The sequence below is a fragment of the Streptomyces sp. SCUT-3 genome, from assembly GCF_014083985.1.
Lineage (GTDB): Bacteria > Actinomycetota > Actinomycetes > Streptomycetales > Streptomycetaceae > Streptomyces_H > Streptomyces_H thermolineatus.
The window spans coordinates 2,844,712-2,865,301 of record NZ_CP046907.1 but is presented as its reverse complement, the minus strand read 5'-3'; the positions used below and the strand labels follow the sequence as shown (position 1 = coordinate 2,865,301).

General features: G+C 75.0%; 18 protein-coding genes and 1 pseudogene. 17 read left to right on the top strand and 2 right to left on the bottom strand.

Features of this window, described 5'->3' with window-relative positions; translation table 11 throughout:
• Positions 1 to 156 precede the first annotated feature (156 nt).
• The 8 genes from GQS52_RS12565 to GQS52_RS12530 all read left to right on the top strand — a co-directional run bounded on the left by GQS52_RS12565 (position 157) and on the right by GQS52_RS12530 (position 7,987).
• A complete protein-coding gene (locus GQS52_RS12565; protein ID WP_182313546.1) occupies positions 157 to 1,599 on the top strand; it encodes a DUF2252 domain-containing protein in 1,443 nt (480 codons plus the stop codon).
• 119 nt (positions 1,600 to 1,718) lie between these two features.
• On the top strand, positions 1,719 to 2,552 hold the full coding sequence (locus tag GQS52_RS12560; protein ID WP_182313545.1) for a J domain-containing protein: 834 nt from the start codon (positions 1,719 to 1,721) through the stop codon (positions 2,550 to 2,552).
• A 232-nt stretch (positions 2,553 to 2,784) separates the two neighbouring features.
• Positions 2,785 to 3,120 (top strand): rhodanese-like domain-containing protein, encoded by a 336-nt coding sequence (locus GQS52_RS12555; RefSeq protein ID WP_182313544.1) that lies wholly within the window; start codon positions 2,785 to 2,787, stop codon positions 3,118 to 3,120.
• A gap of 271 nt (positions 3,121 to 3,391) precedes the next feature.
• Positions 3,392 to 4,117, top strand: coding sequence for a DUF5819 family protein (locus GQS52_RS12550; RefSeq protein WP_220472762.1), 726 nt, complete (start codon positions 3,392 to 3,394; stop codon positions 4,115 to 4,117).
• Positions 4,114 to 5,454: an HTTM domain-containing protein gene (locus tag GQS52_RS12545; RefSeq protein WP_259370742.1), complete on the top strand. Its 1,341-nt coding sequence runs from the start codon at positions 4,114 to 4,116 to the stop codon at positions 5,452 to 5,454. The genes GQS52_RS12550 and GQS52_RS12545 overlap by 4 nt, the downstream gene beginning before the upstream one ends.
• 211 nt (positions 5,455 to 5,665) lie before the next feature.
• The gene (locus tag GQS52_RS12540; RefSeq protein WP_182313543.1) at positions 5,666 to 6,352 is read left to right on the top strand and encodes a hypothetical protein; all 687 of its coding nucleotides are present in this window, start codon (positions 5,666 to 5,668) and stop codon (positions 6,350 to 6,352) included.
• Positions 6,353 to 6,577: 225 nt separating this feature from the next.
• Positions 6,578 to 7,234: a TrmH family RNA methyltransferase gene (locus tag GQS52_RS12535; protein WP_182313542.1), complete on the top strand. Its 657-nt coding sequence runs from the start codon at positions 6,578 to 6,580 to the stop codon at positions 7,232 to 7,234.
• A 126-nt stretch (positions 7,235 to 7,360) separates the two neighbouring features.
• Positions 7,361 to 7,987, top strand: a complete 627-nt coding sequence (locus GQS52_RS12530; protein ID WP_182313541.1) for a TetR/AcrR family transcriptional regulator — start codon at positions 7,361 to 7,363, stop codon at positions 7,985 to 7,987.
• A 122-nt stretch (positions 7,988 to 8,109) separates the two neighbouring features.
• Here the strand turns inward: GQS52_RS12530 and GQS52_RS12525 are convergent, their stop codons facing one another.
• Complete coding sequence (locus GQS52_RS12525; protein ID WP_182313540.1) at positions 8,110 to 8,631, bottom strand: Lrp/AsnC family transcriptional regulator; 522 nt, start codon at positions 8,629 to 8,631, stop codon at positions 8,110 to 8,112.
• A 178-nt stretch (positions 8,632 to 8,809) separates the two neighbouring features.
• Here GQS52_RS12525 and pdhA point away from each other — a divergent pair, with 178 nt between their 5' ends.
• The 9 genes and pseudogenes from pdhA (at position 8,810) to GQS52_RS12480 (ending at position 18,528) form a co-directional block, all read left to right on the top strand.
• A complete protein-coding gene (gene pdhA / locus GQS52_RS12520) occupies positions 8,810 to 9,970 on the top strand; it encodes a pyruvate dehydrogenase (acetyl-transferring) E1 component subunit alpha (protein ID WP_182316399.1) in 1,161 nt (386 codons plus the stop codon).
• Entirely contained in the window at positions 9,967 to 11,013 is a 1,047-nt protein-coding gene (locus GQS52_RS12515) for an alpha-ketoacid dehydrogenase subunit beta (protein WP_182313539.1), read from the top strand. The genes pdhA and GQS52_RS12515 overlap by 4 nt, the downstream gene beginning before the upstream one ends.
• Positions 11,013 to 12,434 carry a dihydrolipoamide acetyltransferase family protein gene (locus GQS52_RS12510; protein ID WP_182313538.1) on the top strand — a complete coding sequence of 474 codons (1,422 nt, stop codon included), beginning with the start codon at positions 11,013 to 11,015 and terminating at the stop codon, positions 12,432 to 12,434. The genes GQS52_RS12515 and GQS52_RS12510 overlap by 1 nt, the downstream gene beginning before the upstream one ends.
• A gap of 70 nt (positions 12,435 to 12,504) precedes the next feature.
• Positions 12,505 to 13,411 (top strand): annotated as a pseudogene (locus tag GQS52_RS12505) (NTP transferase domain-containing protein).
• Positions 13,408 to 14,994 carry a molybdopterin molybdotransferase MoeA gene (locus GQS52_RS12500; protein WP_182313537.1) on the top strand — a complete coding sequence of 529 codons (1,587 nt, stop codon included), beginning with the start codon at positions 13,408 to 13,410 and terminating at the stop codon, positions 14,992 to 14,994. Before GQS52_RS12505 ends, GQS52_RS12500 begins: the two are co-directional and overlap by 4 nt.
• Before the next feature lie 71 nt (positions 14,995 to 15,065).
• Positions 15,066 to 16,079, top strand: a complete 1,014-nt coding sequence (locus GQS52_RS12495) for a potassium channel family protein (RefSeq protein WP_259371105.1) — start codon at positions 15,066 to 15,068, stop codon at positions 16,077 to 16,079.
• A 30-nt stretch (positions 16,080 to 16,109) separates the two neighbouring features.
• A complete protein-coding gene (locus GQS52_RS12490) occupies positions 16,110 to 17,087 on the top strand; it encodes an NAD(P)H-quinone oxidoreductase (RefSeq protein WP_182313536.1) in 978 nt (325 codons plus the stop codon).
• Between the two features lie 215 nt (positions 17,088 to 17,302).
• Positions 17,303 to 17,848, top strand: coding sequence for a PadR family transcriptional regulator (locus GQS52_RS12485; RefSeq protein ID WP_182313535.1), 546 nt, complete (start codon positions 17,303 to 17,305; stop codon positions 17,846 to 17,848).
• 197 nt (positions 17,849 to 18,045) lie between these two features.
• The gene (locus GQS52_RS12480; protein WP_259371104.1) at positions 18,046 to 18,528 is read left to right on the top strand and encodes a bacterial proteasome activator family protein; all 483 of its coding nucleotides are present in this window, start codon (positions 18,046 to 18,048) and stop codon (positions 18,526 to 18,528) included.
• Positions 18,529 to 18,673: 145 nt separating this feature from the next.
• On the opposite strand, the gene GQS52_RS12475 is transcribed toward GQS52_RS12480, so the two are convergent.
• The gene (locus tag GQS52_RS12475; RefSeq protein WP_182313533.1) at positions 18,674 to 20,491 is read right to left on the bottom strand and encodes a Stk1 family PASTA domain-containing Ser/Thr kinase; all 1,818 of its coding nucleotides are present in this window, start codon (positions 20,489 to 20,491) and stop codon (positions 18,674 to 18,676) included.
• Positions 20,492 to 20,590 lie beyond the last annotated feature (99 nt).

Below are 20,590 nucleotides of genomic sequence, written 5' to 3'. Positions count from 1 at the left end.
ATTGTCCTTCAGGAAAGGCAAGCACGAAACATCGGTCGGTAAAGGGATTTTGGCCAGATTGCATACGTGTGCCGCACGGGCGGGAGGAGAAGGCCGTGCGGAAGGGCCCCGGGGCCGGGCGGCGGGTCCTGCGGGGCCGGCTGTACGGTGCCGGGCATGACAAGCGCCGCCCCGTCCCCGTTCCCCGTCCCCGGCTTCGCGCGGTGGCCGGAGGAGAGCTCCCCCAAAGCGGCCGGGAAGCGGCTGAGGGAGCGGGTCCCCCGGTCGGAGCACCGCCGGTTCGAGCCGTCCCCCGGCCGCCCCGGTGCGGTGGAGGCCGTGCTGGAGTCCAACGCCGGGCGGCTGCCCGAGCTGGTTCCCGTGCGGGTGGGGCGGATGGCCGCGAGCCCGTTCGCGTTCCTGCGCGGCTCGGCCGGCCTGATGGCCGCGGACCTGGCCGCGGGCACGCCCCGCACCGGGGTGACCGCGCAGATCTGCGGGGACGCGCACGCCGCCAACTTCGGCCTCTACGGGGACGCCCGCGGCGGCCTGGTCATGGACATCAACGACTTCGACGAGACCGTGCCCGGGCCCTGGGAGTGGGACCTCAAACGGCTGGCGGCCTCCCTGGTGCTGGCCGGCCGCGAGGCGGGCGCGGACGAGGACACCTGCCGCAAGGGGGCGTTCGACGCGGCCGGCGCCTACCGCCGCACCATGCGCCTGCTGGCCGGGATGCCCGCCCTGGACGCCTGGAACGCCGTCGCCGACGAGGCACTGGTCTCGCACGCCGACGCCAGGGACCTGATGGGCACCCTGGAGAGGGTCTCGGCCAAGGCACGGCGCAACACCAGCGCCAGGTTCGCCGCACGGAACACCGAGCAACTGCCCGACGGGCGCCGCCGGTTCACCGACGCCCCGCCGGTGCTGCGCCGGGTTCCGGAGCGCGAGGCGGCCGCCGTCGCAGGCTCCCTGGAGGGGTACCTGGACACGGTCTCCGAGGACCGCCGCCCCCTGCTGGCCCGCTACTCGGTGCAGGACGTGGCCTTCCGGATCGTGGGCACGGGCAGCGTGGGCACCCGCTCCTACGTGGTGCTGCTGCTGGACCACCGGGGCGAGTGCCTGGTCCTGCAGGTGAAGGAGGCCCGCCCCTCCGCCCTGCTGCCGCACCTGCCGGGCCCGGCCCGGCGGGAGGGGCACGAGGGCCGCAGGGTGGTGCTGGGCCAGAAGCGGATGCAGGTCGTCAGCGACATGCTGCTGGGCTGGACCAGCGTCCCCGAGGGGCCCTCGGGCCACCCCGACCCGTCGGCCGCGGGGCCGGGAGGGGCGGCCAGGGAGTACCAGGTGCGGCAGTTCCGCAACCGCAAGGGCAGCGTCGACCCCGCGGCGCTCGCCCCGGACCTGGTCGACGACTACGCGCGGATGACCGGTGCGCTGCTCGCCAGGGCCCACGCGCACAGCGTGGACCCCCGACTGGTCTCCGGGTACTGCGGCAAGAGCGAGGAGCTCGACGACGCGGTGGCCGACTTCGCCGTCGCCTGCGCGGACCGCACCGAGGCGGACCACGCGGCGCTGCTCGCCGGAATCCGCGACGGCCGGATCGCCGCCGAGACCGGCGTCTGACCGGCGGGGCCCGCCCCGGGCGGCGTCCCCTCCGGGCGGCGTCCCCCGGGCGGCGGGTGCCGGGCGCCGGAGAGGCAGGCGTCCGGGCGGGGGCCGGCGGCGTTCCGTAGGCTGATGCGGTGACGACCCGGGAAGACCAGCAGGCAGTCGAGCGCCTCGAGAAGGCGGTGTCCGCGGCCGAACACGCACTGATCGAGTTCGAGATCGCGGTGGAGACCTTCCGCGTCGAGGTGGAGAACTTCTCCCGGCTGCACCACCAGCGGCTCGGGCCGGTGTACGCCCGGCTCGACGAACTGGACGCGCAGATCGCGGAGGCGGTGGCCGCCCGGTCCGGGACCGAGGAGGACGCCCGCGCGGCGCGCGAGGCCCGTGAGCGGGCGATGCCGATGCCGGACGTGGACGAGCTGTTCGGCCGGCCCGCCCCCGAGAGCCCGGACGGCGGCGCCCCGTCCGCCCCGGAGCCGCCGCGGCGCGTGCGGCCGTCCCGGGAGGCCCAGCGCCTCTACCGCGAACTGGCCCGCCGGGCCCACCCCGACCTGGCACAGGACGCCGCGGAGCAGGAGCGGCGCAGCGCGTTCATCGCCCGGGTCAACGAGGCGTACGGCCACGGCGACGAGCAGCGGCTGCGCGAACTGGCCCAGGAGTGGGAGGCCGGTCCGCACACCGCGCCGACCGCCGCCGGGGAGGACGGCGCGGCGGCCGGGGGAGGGCCGGGCACCGGGCCCGAGGACCGGGTGGAGGTGCTGTACGCCAGGCTGGAGTGGCTCGCCGCCCGGCAGGAGTCGCTGGCCGCGTTCCGCGCCGAACTGGAGGAGAGCGCCGTCGGCCGCATGCTGCGCCTGGCCCCCGACGAGCCGGACGGGCTGATCGCCGAGATCGCCGAGCAGCTGCTGGCCCAGGTCGCCGAGAAGGAGGCCCGGCTCACCGGGCTGCTCGCGGAACCCGGGCACTGACCGGGCGCTCCGGGCCGGTCCGCCGGGCCGGGGGTGTCGGGCCGGTCCGTCGGGCCGGTCCGCGGGGCCGGGACACCGCGCCGGGGGTGTCGGGCCGGGACATCGGGGTACGGCGCCGGTGTACGTTGCCCGGGCGGGGAACCCGCGCGCCCGTCCGTACGGGCGGCCCCGGCTCCGTCCCCCTCCGGGACGGTCCCGCGCGCCCCGCACCCGTCGTAGAAAGGCTTTCCCCATGTTCTTTGACCGGCTGCCCGCGGTGGAGGCGGCGGAGGTGCCGTCGGACGGCTTCCTGCTGGACGTCCGGGAGCCCGAGGAGTGGGCGGCCGGCCACGCCGAGCAGGCCGTGCACGTCCCCATGGGCGAGGTCGTCGCCCGGATCGACGAGCTTCCCCGGGACCGGCGGGTGCACGTGGTCTGCCGGTCCGGCGGCCGCTCCGCCCAGGTGGCCCAGTACCTGATCGCCCAGGGGTACGACGCGGTCAACGTCGACGGCGGCATGCACGCCTGGCAGGCGGCGAACCGCCCGATGGTCGCCGCGGACGGGAGCCCCGAGGCCTTCGTGCTCTGAGGCCCGCGCGCTCCGGGCCCGGAGCCGGACTTCGTCCCCCCGGGCCCCTGCCCCGCGCCCCTTGGCCCCGTCCCCCTGGCCCCCCGGCCCCTGGTCCGCGAGGCCGTTGCGGGGCGCCGCGGGGCGCCGCGGGGCGCCGCGGGGCGCCGTGGGACCGTCGGTACCGCAGGAGGGGACCATCGGCAGGGGCGTATCGGTACCACGGGGCCACCGTCGTGAGTACCGTTCGGGGCGGTGCCCCCGCAGGCGGGGCCGAGTGAACGGGAGAGCGATGGAGCCGGCGACGATATCCCCGAGGGCGGACGGACCGGGGGAGGGGGGCGGTTCCGCGGACTCCGGGGGCGGCATCGCCTCACTCTCCCCCGTCTCCCGGTTCCTCGTCGCCGCCGCGGTGTCGGTCGCCGTGGTCGCGTCCGCCGTTCACCTGGGAGCGGTCTTCCTGCACGTGGCGCCGGCCAACACGGTCTCCAAGCAGTACGACGCCGCCGTCGACGACTACGTCTACCCGGAGTTCGAGCAGAACTGGAAGCTGTTCGCGCCCAACCCCCTCCAGCAGAACGTCGCCGTCCACGCCCGGGCCGAGGTGCTCCTCGGCGACGGCCGCCGGACGACCACCGGCTGGGTCGACCTGACCGCGGAGGACTTCCGGGCCGTCCGCCACAACCCCGCGCCCAGCCACATCAACCAGAACGAGCTGCGCCGTGCCTGGGACTTCTACGTCAACTCGCACGACGAGGAGAACCGTCCCAACGGCACCCGCGGCGAGCTGTCCTCCCAGTACGTGAAGAACATCGTGTGCGGCCGCCTCGGGCCGCGGCTGAACGGCGGCGAAGTGGTCAGGATCCAGGTGCGCTCCGCGGCGACCCCGGTGGCGTCCCCGAAGTGGAGCAGCGAGAAGGTCAGTACGCAGACCGCCTACCGGGTGCTGCCCTGGTGGACCGTCGAGCCGGAGGACTTCGGGACCGCCGCCCCCGCCGCCGGGGAGGACGCCCGATGAGCACCGACCGCGCTCCCGTGGAATCCCCCTTCGCCGGCCTGCGGACCGGCCTGGGACGTGCTTTCGACCGCGGCCTGGCCGCGGTGACCGGCTCCGCGCTCGCTCCCTACCAGGCGGCCGTCGTCCGCATCGGCATCTCGCTGACCTGGCTGCTGTTCCTGGTGCGGGAGTGGCCCCACCGCCGCGAGCTGTACGGCGACACCAGCCCGTGGCGCTGGGAGATGGCGCAGCGGCTGATCGCCGACAACGACGCGTTCACTGTCCTGATGTGGTCCGACGGCCGGCTGTGGTTCGAGATCGTCTACGCGGGCGCGATGCTGGCGAGCCTGCTGATGCTCCTCGGCTGGCGCACCCGCACCGTGTCGGTGCTGTTCATGCTCGGGGTGCTCAGCCTGCAGAACCGCAGCGTCTTCATGGGCGACGGCGGTGACAACGTCATCCACCTGATGGCGATCTACCTGGTGCTGGTGCGCTGCGGGAAGGTGTGGTCCCTGGACGCCCGCCGCGCGGCCCGGGCCGCCGCGGCCCGGGCGGACGGCACCGGCGCGGACGACGCCGGCGGCCCGCAGGCCGGCCCGGGGTCCGACCGGGGCGGGGTGGTGCTGTGGGCGGTGACCGGCACGGCACTGGCCGTGGGCCAGCTGACCGGGTTCGCCGCGCTGAGCGCGGGCTGGGCGGCTGTCCTGTGGGGCCTGTGGCTGGTGCACGGCCTGTGGTGGGTGGTCGCGCGCAGGGCGGCCGGCGAGCCCCGGGCGGTGCTGGACGTCTTCACCAACCTCGCCCACAACAGCGCGATGCTGGTGATCGCCGCCGAGGTGTGCCTGATCTACGCCACGGCCGGCTGGTACAAGGTCCAGGGCTCGCGCTGGCAGGACGGCACGGCCCTGCACTACCCGCTGAACCTCGAGTACTTCCGCCCCTGGCCGATGCTCTCCGACGCCCTCGGCAGCAGCGGGCTGATGGTCATGGTGATCACCTACGGCACGGTGATCGTCCAGGTCGCCTTCCCCTTCACCCTCCTCAACCGCAGGGTGAAGAACGTGCTGCTGGCGGTCATGATGATCGAGCACACGGCGATCGCGGTCATCTGCGGCCTGCCCTTCTTCTCGCTGGCGATGATCGCGGCGGACGCGGTCTTCCTGCCGACGAACTTCCTGCGCTGGCTCGGCGACCGGGCGTCCCGACTCGGCCGCCGGCTGCTCCCCGGCCGGGGGCGCGCGGCGGAACCGGACCCGGACTCCGGGAAGGACCGCGGGGAGGAGCCGGAGGAGACGGCACCGGCCGTCCCGGCCCAGCAGAACACCTCGCCGGACTCCGAACGCGTGACCTCCGGATAGGCCGCCTCGTTGGGCCGTGTGCGCGAAGGCACCTGGAGTACGTGGATTCCGCAGGGCGCGTGAAGTGGATGTGGCCGGGACGAAGGGCAGCCCGGTGGTAGGGCGAGTGGACGTGGACGAGCAGCCTTCGCTCCTGGCTCCTGGATACGGGCGACCCGCCCCGGGTGACGGGGAGACCCATGTCCGTCGAGCCCTTTGGAGGGCCACTCCCATGTTCGCGGAAGCCGCTCTGCTGGAGTCGCGCAGTCTGCGCTCCGGCCTGAGCAGTCACGTCCACGCGCTGGACAAGGTCAAGGCGCTGGTGCTGCTGCCCGACGGCCTGCACGTCACCACCCGCATGGTCGCAGACTACTTCGAGGTCGGCGAGAGAGTTGTCAACCGCATCATCGTCCGGCACAGGGAAGAGTTGGAGAGCAACGGGTTCCGGGTGCTGCGCGGTGCTGACCTGGAGGAATTTAAGAGCGACACGTTGTCGCTCTATCCGGGAAGTTATCCACAGCCTCGTTCGGGGCTTGCGCTGTTCCCCCGGCGGGCGGTGCTCAACGTGGCGATGCTGCTGCGGGACAGCGACGTCGCCCGCCGGGTCCGTACGTACCTCCTCGACACCGAGGCGGAGACCCGGAGTGCCGCGCGGGGCCCGGCAGGGAGCTCCGCGTGCTCCTCGCTCGACCGGCACGTGGAGGAGGTCGCGGTCAGGGCGGCCACCGGTGCTGTTACCGAGGCCGTGGAGCAGGCGTTCGCGCCGGTCGTCGCGCAGCTCGGCGAGCTGAATGCGCGCATGGCACGGCAGACCGAGGTGGTGTGCGCGATGAGCGTGCGGCTGGCCGACGTCGGTGACGACCTGGCGGATCTGCGCCGCCGGGTCGGTGCTCCGCGGCGGGACCGCCGTCGGCGCTGACCGCCGGAGCACCGCCGAGCGGCCTGTGGACAACGTGCGGGTCCGGGGATCCGGTTCGGGGTTCTAAAGTTCCCGCAGGTCAGACCCTGTGGATAACCGCTCGGCCACCCACCCTGTGGAAAACCCGCCGGGTTGGAGTGACAAGCTGTCACTCCGACCCGGCGCCCGGGTCCGGCCCCTCCGGCTCCCGCTCCACGACCCCTGCCGCCCCCGTACCCTCGTCGGGTGAGCACCAGCGAGGAGGCGGCGGAGCCGCTGCAGTACGACGAGGGGTTCGGCACCGAGGTCGGCGTCGGGCCGCACCCCCGGCCGTGGCCGGACGACCCGAGGTACGACCCGAAGCTGCTGGCCGAGGGCGACCGGCGCAACGTCGTCGACCGCTACCGCTACTGGCGGCAGGAGGCGATCGTCGCCGACCTGGACACCCGGCGGCACACCTTCCACGTCGCCGTGGAGAACTGGACCCACGACTTCAACATCGGCTCGGTGGTGCGCACCGCCAACGCCTTCCTCGCCGAGCAGGTGCACATCGTCGGCCGGCGTCGGTGGAACCGGCGCGGCGCCATGGTGACCGACCGCTACCAGCACGTGCGGCACCACGAGGACGTGGAGGCCCTGGCCGCCTGGGCGGCGGAGCGGGACCTGCCGGTGATCGGCATCGACAACCTGCCGGGCGCCGTGCCGATCGAGACCACCGAGCTGCCGCGCCGCTGCGTGCTGCTCTTCGGCCAGGAGGGCCCGGGGCTGACGCAGGACGCGTGGAAGCACGCGGAGAGGGTCTGCTCGATCGCCCAGTTCGGCTCGACCCGTTCGATCAACGCCGGCGCCGCCGCGGCCGTGGCCATGCACACCTGGATCCGGCAGCACGCCGTCCCCGGCTGACGCCCCGGGAGGGCCGTGCCGGAGCCGGTGCGGGCGGGTGCGGGCGGGGCGCGTGCGGGTGCCGGGGGAACGGAGGGGTACCCCGCGGCGGCCACAGGAGGCGGTGAACCTGCTGTAATCGTCTGCATGGCCGAGCGCACCGAGACCGGCGGGACCCACGAGCCCGCCCGCCGTGACACCTACACCGCCGAGTCGTTGCTCGCCGTGGCCGTCGAGGTGTTCAACCGGCGCGGTTACGACGGCACCTCCATGGAGCACCTCTCCAGGGCGGCGGGGATCTCCAAGTCCTCGATCTACCACCACGTGCGGTCCAAGGAGGAGCTGCTGCGCCGGGCCGTGGGCCGGGCGCTGGACGGGCTGTTCGGCTCCCTGGAGGAGACCGGGGCCCGCGAGGGCAGGGCGGTGGACCGCCTGGAGTACGTGGTGCGGCGGACGGTGGAGGTACTGGTCGCCGAACTGCCCTACGTCACCCTGCTGCTGCGGGTGCGGGGCAACACCGAGACCGAGCGGTGGGCGCTGGAGCGGCGGCGGGAGTTCGACCACCGGGTCGCGGACCTGGTGAAGCAGGCCGTGGCCGAGGGGGACCTGCGCAGCGACCTGGACGCCCGGCTCGCCACCCGCCTGCTCTTCGGCATGGTGAACTCGCTGGTGGAGTGGTACCGCCCCCAGGGGTCGGCCCACGGGGCGGCGGCGACGGCCGAGGAACTGGCCGACACCGTGACCGGGCTCGCCTTCCACGGCCTGCGGGCGTAGGGACGGCCGGCCCCGCCGGGCCGCGCCGGGACGCACCGCGCCGGGTTGGGCCGCGCCGGACCGCGCCGGACCGCGCCGAACCGCGCCGGTCCGGGCCGGAGCCCGCGCCGGGCCGGGCGGGTTCAGTCGACGGTCAGGTCGGTCTCCTCGAAGACCAGCAGGGTCTGGGTGCTGAGCACCTCGGGGATGGCCTGGATGCGGGTGAGCACCAGTTCCCGCAGTTCCCGGTTGTCGGCGGTGTGGACGAGCAGGAGCACGTCGTAGTCCCCGCCGACCAGGGCCATGTGGGCGACCCCGGGCAGGGCGCTCAGCTGCTCGCGGACCCGCCGCCAGGAGTTCTGCACGATGCGCAGGGTGATGTAGGCGGAGGCGCTCTGGCCCGCCCGTTCGTGGTCCACGCGGGCGGCGAAGCCGCGGATGACGCCGTCCTCGATCAGCCGGTTGATGCGGGCGTATGCGTTGGCGCGGGAGACGTGGACGCGTTCGGCCACCGACCGTATCGAGGCGCGCCCGTCCTTGCGAAGGATCCGCAGGATCGCCCGGTCGACCTGGTCGAGGGGGCGGGGCGGCGGTTGCGGGGACGGCGGAGCCGGCGGAGGTGCCGGCAGGGGCGGTTCGGCCCCGGCCATCCGTTCATCCGTCATGCGCCTGTGCCTCCCCCTCGTGGATGTTCTGCCACCAGGAGACGTGCCGGGAAGCCGTTTGTCCACCACCTGTTCCCGCCTGTGGTCAAAGTGAGTCCGGCAACCGAACAATCGGTAGGTGATGCGCCACTGCGCGCACTGTGAGTTCGGACACCCCGCCCACAAGGAGGTGGTCGTGATGACTGTCCTGGAGCAGCCGGGAACGACGGGCCATACGCCCCCGCCGGCCTGGCAGCCGCGGACCGACCCGGCACCGCTGCTGCCGGATGCAGAACCGTTCCGCCTTCTGGGGACCCCGGACTCGGACGGCCTCGACGCGGGCCTGCTGCGCACCCTGTACCGGCACCTGGTCCGCGGCCGCCGCTACAACCGCCAGGCCACCGCGCTGACCAAGCAGGGGCGCCTCGCCGTCTACCCCTCCAGCACCGGCCAGGAGGCCTGCGAGGTCGCCGCGGCGCTCGCGCTGGAGGAGCGGGACTGGCTCTTCCCCAGCTACCGCGACACCCTCGCCGTCGTGGCCCGGGGCGTCGACCCCGTCGAGGCCCTCACCCTGCTGCGCGGCGACTGGCACACCGGCTACGACCCCGTCGAGCACCGCGTCGCCCCGCTGTCCACGCCGCTGGCCACCCAGCTGCCGCACGCGGTCGGCCTCGCCCACGCGGCCCGGCTGCGCGGCGACGACGTCGTCGCCCTGGCGATGGTCGGCGACGGCGGCACCAGCGAGGGCGACTTCCACGAGGCACTGAACTTCGCCGCCGTCTGGCAGGCCCCGGTCGTCTTCCTCGTGCAGAACAACGGCTTCGCGATCTCCGTCCCCCTGGACAAGCAGACCGCCGCGCCCTCCCTGGCCCACAAGGCAGTCGGTTACGGCATGCCCGGACGCCTCGTCGACGGCAACGACGCCGCCGCCGTGCACTCCGTGCTGTCCGACGCGGTGAGCCGCGCCCGCTCCGGCGGCGGCCCCACTCTGGTCGAGGCCGTCACCTACCGGATCGACGCCCACACCAACGCCGACGACGCCACCCGCTACCGCACCGACGAGCAGGTCGAGCAGTGGCTGCGCCACGACCCGGTCGCCCTGGTGGAGCGCGAGCTGCGCGGACGCGGACTGCTCGACGACGACGCGGCGAAGGCCGTCGCCGACGACGCCGAGGCCATGGCCGCCGACCTGCGGGAGCGGATGAACGCCGACCCCGTCCTGGACCCCATGGACCTGTTCGCCCACGTCTACGCCGAGCCCACCCCGCAACTGCGCGAGCAGGCGGAGCAACTGCGCGCGGAACTGGACGCGGAGGCGGAGACGGACGGCGAGCACGGCCGGGAGGCAGGGGCCCGATGAGCACCACGAGCACCGAACGCACGAGCACCGGCGCGGCCGGGGCGGGCACTCCCGCCCGCAAGCCCGCCACCATGGCCCAGGCCCTCAACACCGCCCTGCGCGACGCCCTGCGCGAGGACCCGGCGGTGCACGTCCTCGGCGAGGACGTCGGCACCCTCGGCGGCGTCTTCCGGATCACCGACGGCCTGGCCGCGGAGTTCGGCGACGCCCGCTGCACCGACACCCCGCTGGCCGAGGCCGGCATCCTGGGCACCGCCGTCGGCATGGCGATGTACGGGCTGCGTCCCGTGGTGGAGATGCAGTTCGACGCCTTCGCCTACCCGGCGTTCGAGCAGCTCGTCTCGCACGTGGCGAAGATGCGCAACCGCACCCGCGGTCGGCTGCCCATGCCGATCACCGTGCGCGTCCCCTACGGCGGCGGGATCGGGGGCGTCGAGCACCACAGCGACTCCTCGGAGGCCTACTACCTGCACACCCCCGGCCTGCACGTGGTCACCCCGGCGACGGTCGCCGACGCCTACGGCCTGCTGCGGGCGTCGATCGCCTCCGACGACCCGGTGATCTTCCTGGAGCCCAAGCGGCTGTACTGGTCGAAGGCCGACTGGTCGCCGGACGCCCCCGAGCGGGTCGACGCGCTCGGCCGGGCGGCGGTGCGCCGCTCCGGCACCTCGGCCACCCTGATCACCTACGGGCCGTCCGTGCCGGTGTGCCTGGAGGCGGCCGAGGCCGCCACCGCGGAGGGCTGGGACCTGGAGGTCGTCGACCTGCGGTCCCTGGTGCCCTTCGACGACGAGACGGTGTGCGCCTCGGTGCGCCGCACCGGGCGGGCGGTCGTCGTGCACGAGTCCTCCGGGTTCGGCGGCGCGGGCGCGGAGATAGCCGCCCGGGTCACCGAGCGCTGCTTCCACCACTTGGAGGCGCCGGTGCTGCGGGTCGCCGGGTTCGACATCCCCTACCCGCCGCCGATGCTGGAGCGGCACCACCTGCCCGGCGTGGACCGGATCCTGGACGCCGTCGCCCGGCTGCAGTGGGAGGACGACTGATGCCCGAGGTGCGCGAGTTCGCCCTGCCCGACCTGGGCGAGGGGCTGACCGAGGCGGAGATCGTCCGCTGGCTGGTGGAGGTCGGCGACGTGGTCGCGGTCGACCAGCCGGTGGCCGAGGTGGAGACGGCCAAGGCGGTCGTCGAGGTGCCCTGCCCGTACGGCGGGGTGGTGACCGCGAGGTTCGGCGAGGAAGGGGCGCAGATCCCCGTCGGCAGCGCGCTGGTGACGGTCGCGGTGGGCGGTGCGCCCGGCGGTTCGTCCGGCGGTTCGGACGCGGCCCCGGAGCGGGACGCGGGCGGGGAGGCCGGGACGGGCGCCCAGGAGGGCTCGGGGAACGTCCTGGTCGGTTACGGGACGGGGGCCGCGGCCCCCCGCCGCCGCAGGGTCCGCCGTCCGGCGCCGGCGGCAGCCGCGGCGGCCCCGGCGGCTCCGGTGGTCGCAGCGGCCCCGGCGGCTCCGGCGGTGGCCCCGCGGGCGGCGCGCGGAGGTGCGCCGGTGGCCGTGATCTCGCCGCTCGTGCGGCGCATCGCCCGCGAGCACGGCCTCGACCTGCACGCCCTGCGCGGCAGCGGGCCCGACGGGCTGATCCTGCGCAGGGACGTGGAGCGTGCGGTGGGCTCCGCCCCGCCGGCGGGCACCACGGTCACCGCCACCGCAACCGCAACGGCGCCGGGAGCGGCGGCGGCCACGGCGACGGCGACGGCCGGTCCGGCCGCGGACGGTGCGGCGGAGGCCGTGCGGATCCCGCTGCGCGGCGTGCGGGGCGCGGTGGCGGAGAAGATGTCGCGCAGCCGGCGCGAGATCCCCGACGCCACCTGCTGGGTGGACGCCGACGCCACCGAACTGCTGGCGGTGAAGGACGCGTTGGCGGCGGGCCCCGGGCCGCGGATCGGCCTGCTGGCCCTTCTCGCCCGCATCTGCACGGCGGCACTGGCCCGCCACCCGGAGCTGAACTCCACGGTGGACACCGAACGGGGCGAGGTCGTCCGGCTGCCTGCCGTGCACCTGGGGTTCGCCGCGCAGACCGAACGCGGACTGGTGGTCCCGGTGGTGCGCGACGCGCACCGCATGAGCACCGCCGAACTGTCGGCCGAGATCACCCGGCTGACCGAGGCCGCCCGGACGGGCACCCTGACCCCGGCCGAGCTGACCGGCGGCACGTTCACGCTCAACAACTACGGCGTTTTCGGGGTCGACGGGTCCACCCCGATCCTCAACCACCCCGAGGCCGCCATGCTGGGCGTGGGGCGGATCGCCGAGAAGCCCTGGGTGCACCGGGGGGAGCTGGCGGTGCGCCGGGTCACGCAGCTGTCGTTCACCTTCGACCACCGGGTCTGCGACGGGGGCGCGGCGGGAGGCTTCCTGCGCTTCGTCGCCGACTGCGTGGAGAACCCGGTGCGGCTGCTGCGCGACCTGTGAGGCGGAAGGGGTGCCGCCGGGCCGTCCCGACCGGCCCGGCGGCACCGCCCGCCCGGGGGATACTCGGGGCATGCCGAAGCCGCCCCTCCCCCCGTACGACGCGGTCGTCCTCGCCGGCGGAGCCGCGCGCAGACTCGGCGGGGCGGACAAGCCGTCCCTGACGGTGGGGGACACCACCCTGCTGGACCGGGTGCTGGCGGCCTGCGCCGCCGCCCGCCGGGCCGTGGTGGTCGGCCCCCGGAGGCCCACCGGACGCCCCGTCACCTGGGCGCGCGAGGACCCGCCCGGCGGCGGCCCGCTGCCGGCCCTGGCGGCCGGGGTCGCCGCCGTCACCGCGGACGTCGTGGTGGTGCTCGCGGCCGACCTGCCCTTCCTCACCCCGGAGGTGGTGCGCGTCCTCGTCGCGGCGTGCACGGAGCCGGAACCGGGCACGCGTCCCGCGGCGGGGGAAGAGGGCGAACCCCGGGACGGGGCGGTCCTGGTCGACGCGGACCGCCGCGACCAGCCGCTGGCCGGCGCCTACCGCACCGAGTCCCTGCGGCGGGAACTCGGACTGCTGCACGCGGAGCACGGCACCCTGGCCGGGCTCCCGCTGCGGCTGCTCACCGCGGAGCTCGGCCTGCGCCGCGTGCCCGACCCGGCGGGAGCGGCGTTCGACTGCGACACCTGGGAGGACCTGTCGGCGGCCCGGGCACGGATGGGCGACGATGGATCCCGTGCTGAATGAATGGACCGCAGCCGCGAAGGCCGAACTCGGCATCGAGGAACTCGAGGTGGACGTCAAGGGCCTGCTCGACCTGGCCCGTGACGCCGCCCACGGGGTGGACCGGCCCGCCGCGCCGCTGACCACCTTCCTGGTCGGCTACGCGGCGGCCAAGGCCGGGGGCGGGCCCGAGGCGGTCGCCGAGGCGGCCCGGAAGGCCGCCGCGCTGGCCGAACGCTGGGCGGCCGGCGAACGGCCGGGCGGGTCCGGATGAACCCCGGTCCCCGACCGGCTTCCGGCTCCGCTCCGCGTCGCGGTCCCGCCGCGGGCGGCGCGCCCCCGGGCCCGCACGCGGGTGTCCGGGGCGGGAACGCGGAGCCCGGGGGCGCCGAGGAGGACGACCTGCTGGCGCTCGCCAGGATCTCCGCGCGGCGGTCCGGGGCTCCGGACGGCCGGGGCGGCTCCCCGGACCGTGCCGGCGCCGGGACCGCCGGGGAGCCCGCGGCGTGCGGGGACCACCGGGACGACGGCCGCGTCCACCACGGCGGCGCCCACCACGGCACCCACCACCGAAGCGCCCACCACCACGGCGCTCACGGCAGTGCCGCCCACGACGCCGACTGGGACGGGGCGCGCCGGACCGCCGCGCGGGCGGCCCGGCCGCTGCCGGCCGTGACGGTGCCGTCGGCCGAGGCACTGGGCTGCACGCTCGCCACCTCCCTGGAGGCACTCACCGACCTGCCCTCGTTCGACTCGTCCGCGATGGACGGGTGGGCGGTGGCCGGCCCCGGGCCCTGGCGGTTGACGGGCCAGGTGCTGGCCGGCGAGTCGGCCGACGGGCCGCTGGAGGACGGAACCGCCGTCCGGATCGCCACCGGCGCGGCGTTGCCGCCCGGGGCGACCGGCGTGCTCCGCCGCGAACACGGCCGCGTCACCGGCCCGGAACCGTCGCACCGGCAGCCGTCGGAACCGGGCGTGCCGCACACACAGCCGCACACACAGCCGGGCCCGCAGGTCCTGCACGCGCTGCGCGGCGCGCCCGCCCCCGGTCAGGACGTGCGGCCGCGCGGCCAGGAGTGCCGCTCCGGCGACGAACTGCTGCCGTCGGGCGTCCTCGTCACCCCGGCGGTGCTCGGTCTCGCCGCGGCGGCCGGCTACGACGAGCTGGCCGTCGTTCCCCGCCCGGCCGTGGAGCTCCTCGTCCTCGGCGACGAACTGCTGGACTCCGGGCTGCCCCGCGACGGGCGGGTGCGGGACGCGCTGGGGCCGCTGCTCGCCCCGTGGCTGGAGGACCTGGGGGCCGAGGTGGTGGCGTCGCGCCGGGTCGAGGACGACGCCGAGGCCCTCCACCGGGCGGTCGCCGGCAGCTCCGCCGACGTGGTCGTCACCACGGGCGGGACGGCCGGCGGGCCGGTCGACTTCGTGCACCCGGTGCTGGAGCGGCTCGGCGCCCGGCTCCTCGTCGACGGCGTGGCCGTGCGGCCGGGGCACCCCATGCTGCTCGCCGCCCTCCCCGGCGGCCGCCACCTGGTGGGGCTCCCGGGGAACCCGCTCGCCGCGGTCTCGGGCGTCCTCACGCTGGCCGTGCCCCTGCTGGACGCGCTCGCCGGCCGCCCCCTCCGGCCGCGGCGCCGCGTGCCGCTGGCGGCAGCGGTGCCGGGGCACCCCACGAGCACCCGGCTGGTGCCGGTGGTCCTGCGCGGGACGCACGGGGGCGCGGGCGGGGAGGCGGTGCCGCTGCGCTTCAACGGGCCTGCCATGCTTCGGGGAGTGGCTGCGGCCGACGGACTCGCCGTCGTCCCGCCCGGCGGGGCCGCGGCCGGTACCGAGACCGAGATCCTGGAGAGCGTGTGCTGACGCACCCCGGACATCAGGAGCAGCAGGAGCCGGACGACTCCGCTGCCGGCTACCGGGTCACCTTCCCCCGCGTGTTCGCGCCGCCGCAGCGCCAGGTGGCGCGGCGGCTGGCCATGGCCCTCGGCGTGCTGCTGCTGACCGTCCTGATCGTCTACCTCGACCGCGCGGGCTACAAGGACAGCGCCGACGACAACCCCCTGAGCCTGCTGGACTCGGCGTACTACGCGACCGTCACGCTGTCCACCACCGGCTACGGCGACGTCGTCCCGCAGAGCGACTCGGCCCGGCTGACCAACATCTTCGTCATCACTCCGCTGCGGGTGCTCTTCCTGATCATCCTGGTCGGCACCACCCTGGAAGTGCTGACCGAACGCACCCGCGAGCAGATCCGGCTCGCCCGCTGGAGGAAGCAGATGCGCGACCACACCGTCATCGTCGGGTTCGGCACCAAGGGGCGGTCCGCCGCGGCCACCCTCATAGGGCGCGGTGTCCCCAAGGAGCGGATCGTGGTCGTCGACCCGAGCCGCAAGGTCACCGAGGCGGCCAACGCCGAGGGCTTCACCGCCGTGGTCGGCGACGGCACCCGCAGCACCGTGCTGATCAGCGCCGAGGCGCAGCGGGCCCGGGAGATCGTGATCGCCGCCCAGCGCGACGACACGGCCGTGCTGGCGACGCTGACCGCCCGCCAGCTCAACAAGGCGGCGCGGATCGTGGTGGCGGTGCGCGAGGAGGAGAACGTCCCGCTGCTGCGCCAGTCCGGAGCCACCGCGGTCGTCACCACGTCCAGCGCGGCCGGCCGGATACTGGGCATGTCGATGCTCAGCCCCAGCGCGGGCGAGGTGATGGAGGACCTGATCACCTACGGCAGCGGCCTGGACCTGATGGAGCGCACGGTGACCAAGGCGGAGGCCGGCAAGTCGCCGCGCGCCTGCGAGGACCTGGTCATCGCCGTCCTGCGCGGCCACCGCCTCCTGCGGTACGACGAGCCGGACGCCGCGGTGCTGGAGCCCACCGACCGGGTCATCACGGTGCGCCGCTCCTCGGCAGAGCCCACGCGGAGGAACGGGGACCAGCAGACCCGGTGAGCCGCAGGAGGGGCGGGTAGCCTCCCGCCCATGCATGCGATCACGATTCCCGAACCCGGAGGCCCCGAGGCGCTGGTCTGGGCGGAGGTCCCGGACCCGGTGCCCGGCGACGGCGAGGTGCTCGTCGAGGTGGCCGCCTCGGCCGTCAACCGCGCGGACCTCCTCCAGCGGCAGGGCTTCTACGACCCCCCGCCCGGATCGTCCCCCTACCCGGGCCTGGAGTGCTCGGGCCGGATCGTGGCGACGGGCAACGGGGTCGGCGGCTGGTCGGTGGGCGACGAGGTGTGCGCGCTGCTCGCGGGCGGCGGCTACGCCGAGAAGGTGGTGGTGCCGGTCGGCCAGCTGCTGCCGGTCCCCGAGGGCCTGGACACGGTGACGGCGGCCGCCCTGCCGGAGGTGGCGTGCACGGTGTGGTCGAACGTGTTCATGGTGGCCCACCTGCGGCCCGGGGAGACCCTGCTGGTGCACGGCGGGTCCAGCGGGATCGGCACGATGGCGATCCAGCTGGGCAAGGCGGTCGGCGCCACGGTGGCGGTGACCGCGGGCACCCCGGAGAAGCTGGAGCGGTGCCGCGAGCTGGGCGCCGACGTCCTGGTCGACTACCGCACCGAGGACTTCGTGCAGCGCGTCCGGGAGGCCACGGACGGAGCCGGGGCGGACGTGATCCTGGACATCATGGGCGCCAAGTACCTCGACCGGAACGTCGACGCCCTGGCCGTCAACGGACGGCTGGTGATCATCGGCATGCAGGGCGGGGTCAAGGGCGAACTGAACATCGGCAAGCTGCTGAACAAGCGCGGCGCGGTGGCCGCGACCTCGCTGCGCGGCCGGCCCCTGGACGAGAAGGCCGCGATCGTGGCGGCGGTCCGCGAGCACGTGTGGCCGCTGGTGGAGACCGACCGGGTCCGCCCGGTGGTGGACCGCGTCCTGCCGATGCGGGACGCGGCCGAGGCCCACCGGGTGGTGGAGGCCTCCGGCCACGTGGGCAAGATCCTCCTGACCCCCTGACCTGCCGGCCCTGACCCCCTGACCCCATGACCCCCTGACGCGCCCGGGGCCCGGGCTCCCCTTTCCCGGGGCCCGGGCTCCCCTCTCCTGCGGCTGTCCCTGCGGCTCGCCCCGGGCGGCCCGTCCCTCCGGCGCCGGCTCCTCCGGCCGGGCGGTACGCGCCATTTGTCCCCCGCCTTGTCCCCCCGGCCGCATACTCGGTATACACACCGGCCATGTCCATCCGCCACGGGCTGCTCGCCCTGCTCGACAGTGGTCCCCGCTACGGCTACCAGCTGCGCACCGAGTTCGAGGCCCGGACCGGTTCCGCCTGGCCGCTGAACGTCGGTCAGGTGTACACCACCCTGGGCCGCCTGGAGCGGGACGGCCTCGTCGCGGCCGCGGGCGAGGACGAGGCCGGCCACTCGCTCTACGCCGTCACCGAAGCGGGCCGTGCCGAGCTGAGGTCGTGGTTCGGCACGCCCGCCGGGCCCGTCGGGTCCCCGCGCGACGAGCTCGCCATCAAGCTCGCCATGGCGGCCACCACCCCCGGGGTGGACGTCCGGGAGGTCGTCCGGGCCCAGCGGCGCCGCACCGCCGAGACCGTCCGGGAGCGCGTGCGGAGCAGGGACGAGGCGCTCGCCGCTCCGGCGCCGGGGGGCGCCGCGGACCCGGAGGGCACGGCCCGGCTGCTGGTCATGGAGCGGCTGGTCCTGCGGGCCGAGGCCGAGATGCGCTGGCTCGACCGCTGCGAGGACCTCCTGGCCGGACGCGGCGGCTGACGCGTGCGGCGGCCCGGCGCGGGGCCCTCCGGGATCCGGCGCGGGGTCCTTGGGGGCCCGGGGCGTGCGGCCCGGGGCCCGGGCCGGAACCCGCGTCCCCGGGCGGGACCGCGTACGGGACAATGGGCCGCATGGAGATGCCGATGAACGAACGGTCGCAGGAGAGCCCGCAGATCCTGGTCGTCGGTCCCGACGGCATGGCCCTCGGCGGCGTGGCCCCCGGCGGCGACGGCGACGAGGAACCGCGCGAGACCCCGGTGACGGACATGGTCGAGCAGCCCGCCAAGGTCATGCGGATCGGCAGCATGATCAAGCAGCTTCTGGAGGAGGTGCGGGCGGCACCTCTCGACGAGGCCAGCCGGGTGCGGCTCAGGGAGATCCACGCCGGCTCGGTCAAGGAGCTGGAGCAGGGCCTGGCCCCCGAGCTCGTCGAGGAGCTGGAGCGGCTGTCCCTGCCGTTCACCGACGACTCGGTGCCCAGCGACGCCGAGCTGCGGATTGCCCAGGCCCAGCTGGTCGGCTGGCTGGAGGGCCTCTTCCACGGCATCCAGACCGCCCTGTTCGCCCAGCAGATGGCCGCCCGCGCGCAGTTGGAGCAGATGCGGCGGGCCCTGCCGCCCGGTGCCCTCGGCCCGGAGCAGTCCGAGGAGCAGGGCGGCCGGTCCGGCCCGTACCTGTAGGGCCCGGCCCGTACCTGTAAGGGCCCCGGCCCGGGTTGCGGGGTTCCGCGACGACGGTGGGCCGGGTGGCGCGTCCGCGCCGCCCGGCCCACCGTTTCGTGCGCCGCTCCGGTGTCCGCCGCAGCGGCCCGGTGCCCGCCGTGTCCTACTCGGCGGCCTTGCCGGTGGACACCCAGATGGTGACGGTGTCGCCGTCGCCGAGGGGCTTGTACTTGGCCGGGGACTGCTCGATGACGGTGCCCTTGCCCCACAGGTCCTCGTCGATCGTCTTCTCCTCGTACTTCCAGCCCGCAGCCTTGATGCAGGCGCGCACCGAGGCGGCGTCCTTCAGCGTGAACTCGGGCATCGAGACGGCGTCCTCCTCGATGTACGACTCGCTGGCCTCGGTGCAGTCGGAGGTCTCGACGGCGGGGCGGGCGGGGTTGCCGTCGGAGGAGCCGCCGCTGCTGCCGCCGGTGTCGCGGGAGTCCTCCTCGCCGGTGCCGCCGCTGTCGCCGCTGTCGTCCGGCTCGTAGCCGGTGCTGCCGGTGCTGCCGCCGCTGCTCCCGGTCTTGGTGTCGTCGGAGTTGGCGACGGCGGACACGATGATCACGACGATCAGGATGAGCACGCCGATGACGCTGCCGACGATGATCAGCGCGGTCGAGCACCCGTTGCCGCCCGACTGGGGGTTCTGCGGCTGCGGGTTGAACGCCGGCGCCGGCGGCGGGGTGTGCATGCCGTGGCCGCCCGGGCCGCCGGGCCCCATGCTCATGGCCATCGGCGCAGGGGCGGGGTGCGGCTGGTGCGGGACCGGTCCGGGCGGCGGGGTCGAGTGCCCCATCGGTCCGGGAGGCGGCGTCGAGGGGCCCATCGGCCCGGCCATCGGGTGGTGCGGAGCGCCCTGCTGCGGGTGCGGGGTGGGGTAGCCGCCCTGCGGCCGGTACGGGGTCTGCACCTGGGGCGGCGGGGTGCCCAGGTCGGCCTGGACCCGGGGGAAGACCGCCGAGGAGATGCCCTCGCCGCCGCCGGCGCCGTGGGCCCGCGGGCCCTCGCCGATCACCAGCGGGGTGTTGCCGCCCTTGGCCGCGGAGGCGACCCGCTGGGCCTCCTCCTGCATCGTCTCGGCGGTCGGGAAGCGGTCGGCCGGGTTCTTCCTCAGCGCGCGGGCGACCAGGGCGTCCACGGCGGGGGGCACGGCGCGGTTGACGGAGGAGGGGGCCGGGGGCTCCTCCTGGACGTGCTGGTAGGCGATCGACAGGGGCGAGTCGCCGTCGAAGGGCAGGCGGCCGGTCAGCAGCTCGAAGAGCAGGCAACCCACCGAATACAGGTCGGAACGGGCGTCGACGCCGCGGCCGAGCGCCTGCTCCGGGGATAGGTACTGCGGGGTGCCGACCACCATGCCGGTCTGGGTCATCGACGTCACGCCGGACTGCAGGGCCCGGGCGATGCCGAAGTCCATGACCTTGACCACACCGCGCCTGGTCACCATGACGTTGCCCGGCTTGATGTCGCGGTGGACCAGGCCCATCTCGTGGCTCGCGGCGAGCGCGGCCAGCACGTCCGCGGTGATCTTCAGCGCCTTCTCGGTGGGCATCGCACCGTGCTCGGCGACGTCCTCGTCCAGCACCTGGCGCAGCGGCTTGCCCTCGACGTACTCCATGACGATGTACGGGGTGGCGGCGCCGCCGTCGGTGCCGGGCTCCTCGCCGGAGTCGTACACCGAGACGATGTTGGTGTGGTTGAGCTTGGCGACGGCCTGGGCCTCGCGGCGGAAGCGCTCCCGGAAGGACTGCTCGCGCCCGAGTTCGGTGTGGAGCGTCTTGACGGCGACCGGTCTGTCCAGCACGGTGTCGTAGGCGAGGTGGACCGAGGCCATGCCGCCCTCACCGAGCAGACTGCGCAGCTGGTAGCGGCCGTTTCCGAAGGAGCGACCCCCGCCCGGATCGGTCTGCTGGCCGTCGTGCGCGCCGGTCGCGGTCATCTGGTTCCCCCTCGGCGCACTGCGCTGCACCCCATGCTGGTCATGCCCGTCCGTATCCCGTCCGCCAAGTCTGCCGTAGTGCACGGACACGTCAAGTTG

What these genes read in the sequence shown, in the direction of transcription:
- GQS52_RS12565 (WP_182313546.1), top strand. Translation starts at nt 157, where the DNA reads ATGACAAGCGCCGCCCCGTCCCCGTTCCCCGTCCCCGGCTTCGCGCGG.
- GQS52_RS12555 (WP_182313544.1), top strand. Translation starts at nt 2,785, where the DNA reads ATGTTCTTTGACCGGCTGCCCGCGGTGGAGGCGGCGGAGGTGCCGTCG.
- GQS52_RS12550 (WP_220472762.1), top strand. Translation starts at nt 3,392, where the DNA reads ATGGAGCCGGCGACGATATCCCCGAGGGCGGACGGACCGGGGGAGGGG.
- GQS52_RS12545 (WP_259370742.1), top strand. Translation starts at nt 4,114, where the DNA reads ATGAGCACCGACCGCGCTCCCGTGGAATCCCCCTTCGCCGGCCTGCGG.
- GQS52_RS12540 (WP_182313543.1), top strand. Translation starts at nt 5,666, where the DNA reads ATGTTCGCGGAAGCCGCTCTGCTGGAGTCGCGCAGTCTGCGCTCCGGC.
- GQS52_RS12530 (WP_182313541.1), top strand. Translation starts at nt 7,361, where the DNA reads ATGGCCGAGCGCACCGAGACCGGCGGGACCCACGAGCCCGCCCGCCGT.
- GQS52_RS12525 (WP_182313540.1), bottom strand. Translation starts at nt 8,631, where the DNA reads ATGACGGATGAACGGATGGCCGGGGCCGAACCGCCCCTGCCGGCACCT.
- pdhA (WP_182316399.1), top strand. Translation starts at nt 8,810, where the DNA reads ATGACTGTCCTGGAGCAGCCGGGAACGACGGGCCATACGCCCCCGCCG.
- GQS52_RS12515 (WP_182313539.1), top strand. Translation starts at nt 9,967, where the DNA reads ATGAGCACCACGAGCACCGAACGCACGAGCACCGGCGCGGCCGGGGCG.
- GQS52_RS12510 (WP_182313538.1), top strand. Translation starts at nt 11,013, where the DNA reads ATGCCCGAGGTGCGCGAGTTCGCCCTGCCCGACCTGGGCGAGGGGCTG.
- GQS52_RS12500 (WP_182313537.1), top strand. Translation starts at nt 13,408, where the DNA reads ATGAACCCCGGTCCCCGACCGGCTTCCGGCTCCGCTCCGCGTCGCGGT.
- GQS52_RS12490 (WP_182313536.1), top strand. Translation starts at nt 16,110, where the DNA reads ATGCATGCGATCACGATTCCCGAACCCGGAGGCCCCGAGGCGCTGGTC.
- GQS52_RS12485 (WP_182313535.1), top strand. Translation starts at nt 17,303, where the DNA reads ATGTCCATCCGCCACGGGCTGCTCGCCCTGCTCGACAGTGGTCCCCGC.
- GQS52_RS12480 (WP_259371104.1), top strand. Translation starts at nt 18,046, where the DNA reads ATGGCCCTCGGCGGCGTGGCCCCCGGCGGCGACGGCGACGAGGAACCG.
- GQS52_RS12475 (WP_182313533.1), bottom strand. Translation starts at nt 20,491, where the DNA reads ATGACCGCGACCGGCGCGCACGACGGCCAGCAGACCGATCCGGGCGGG.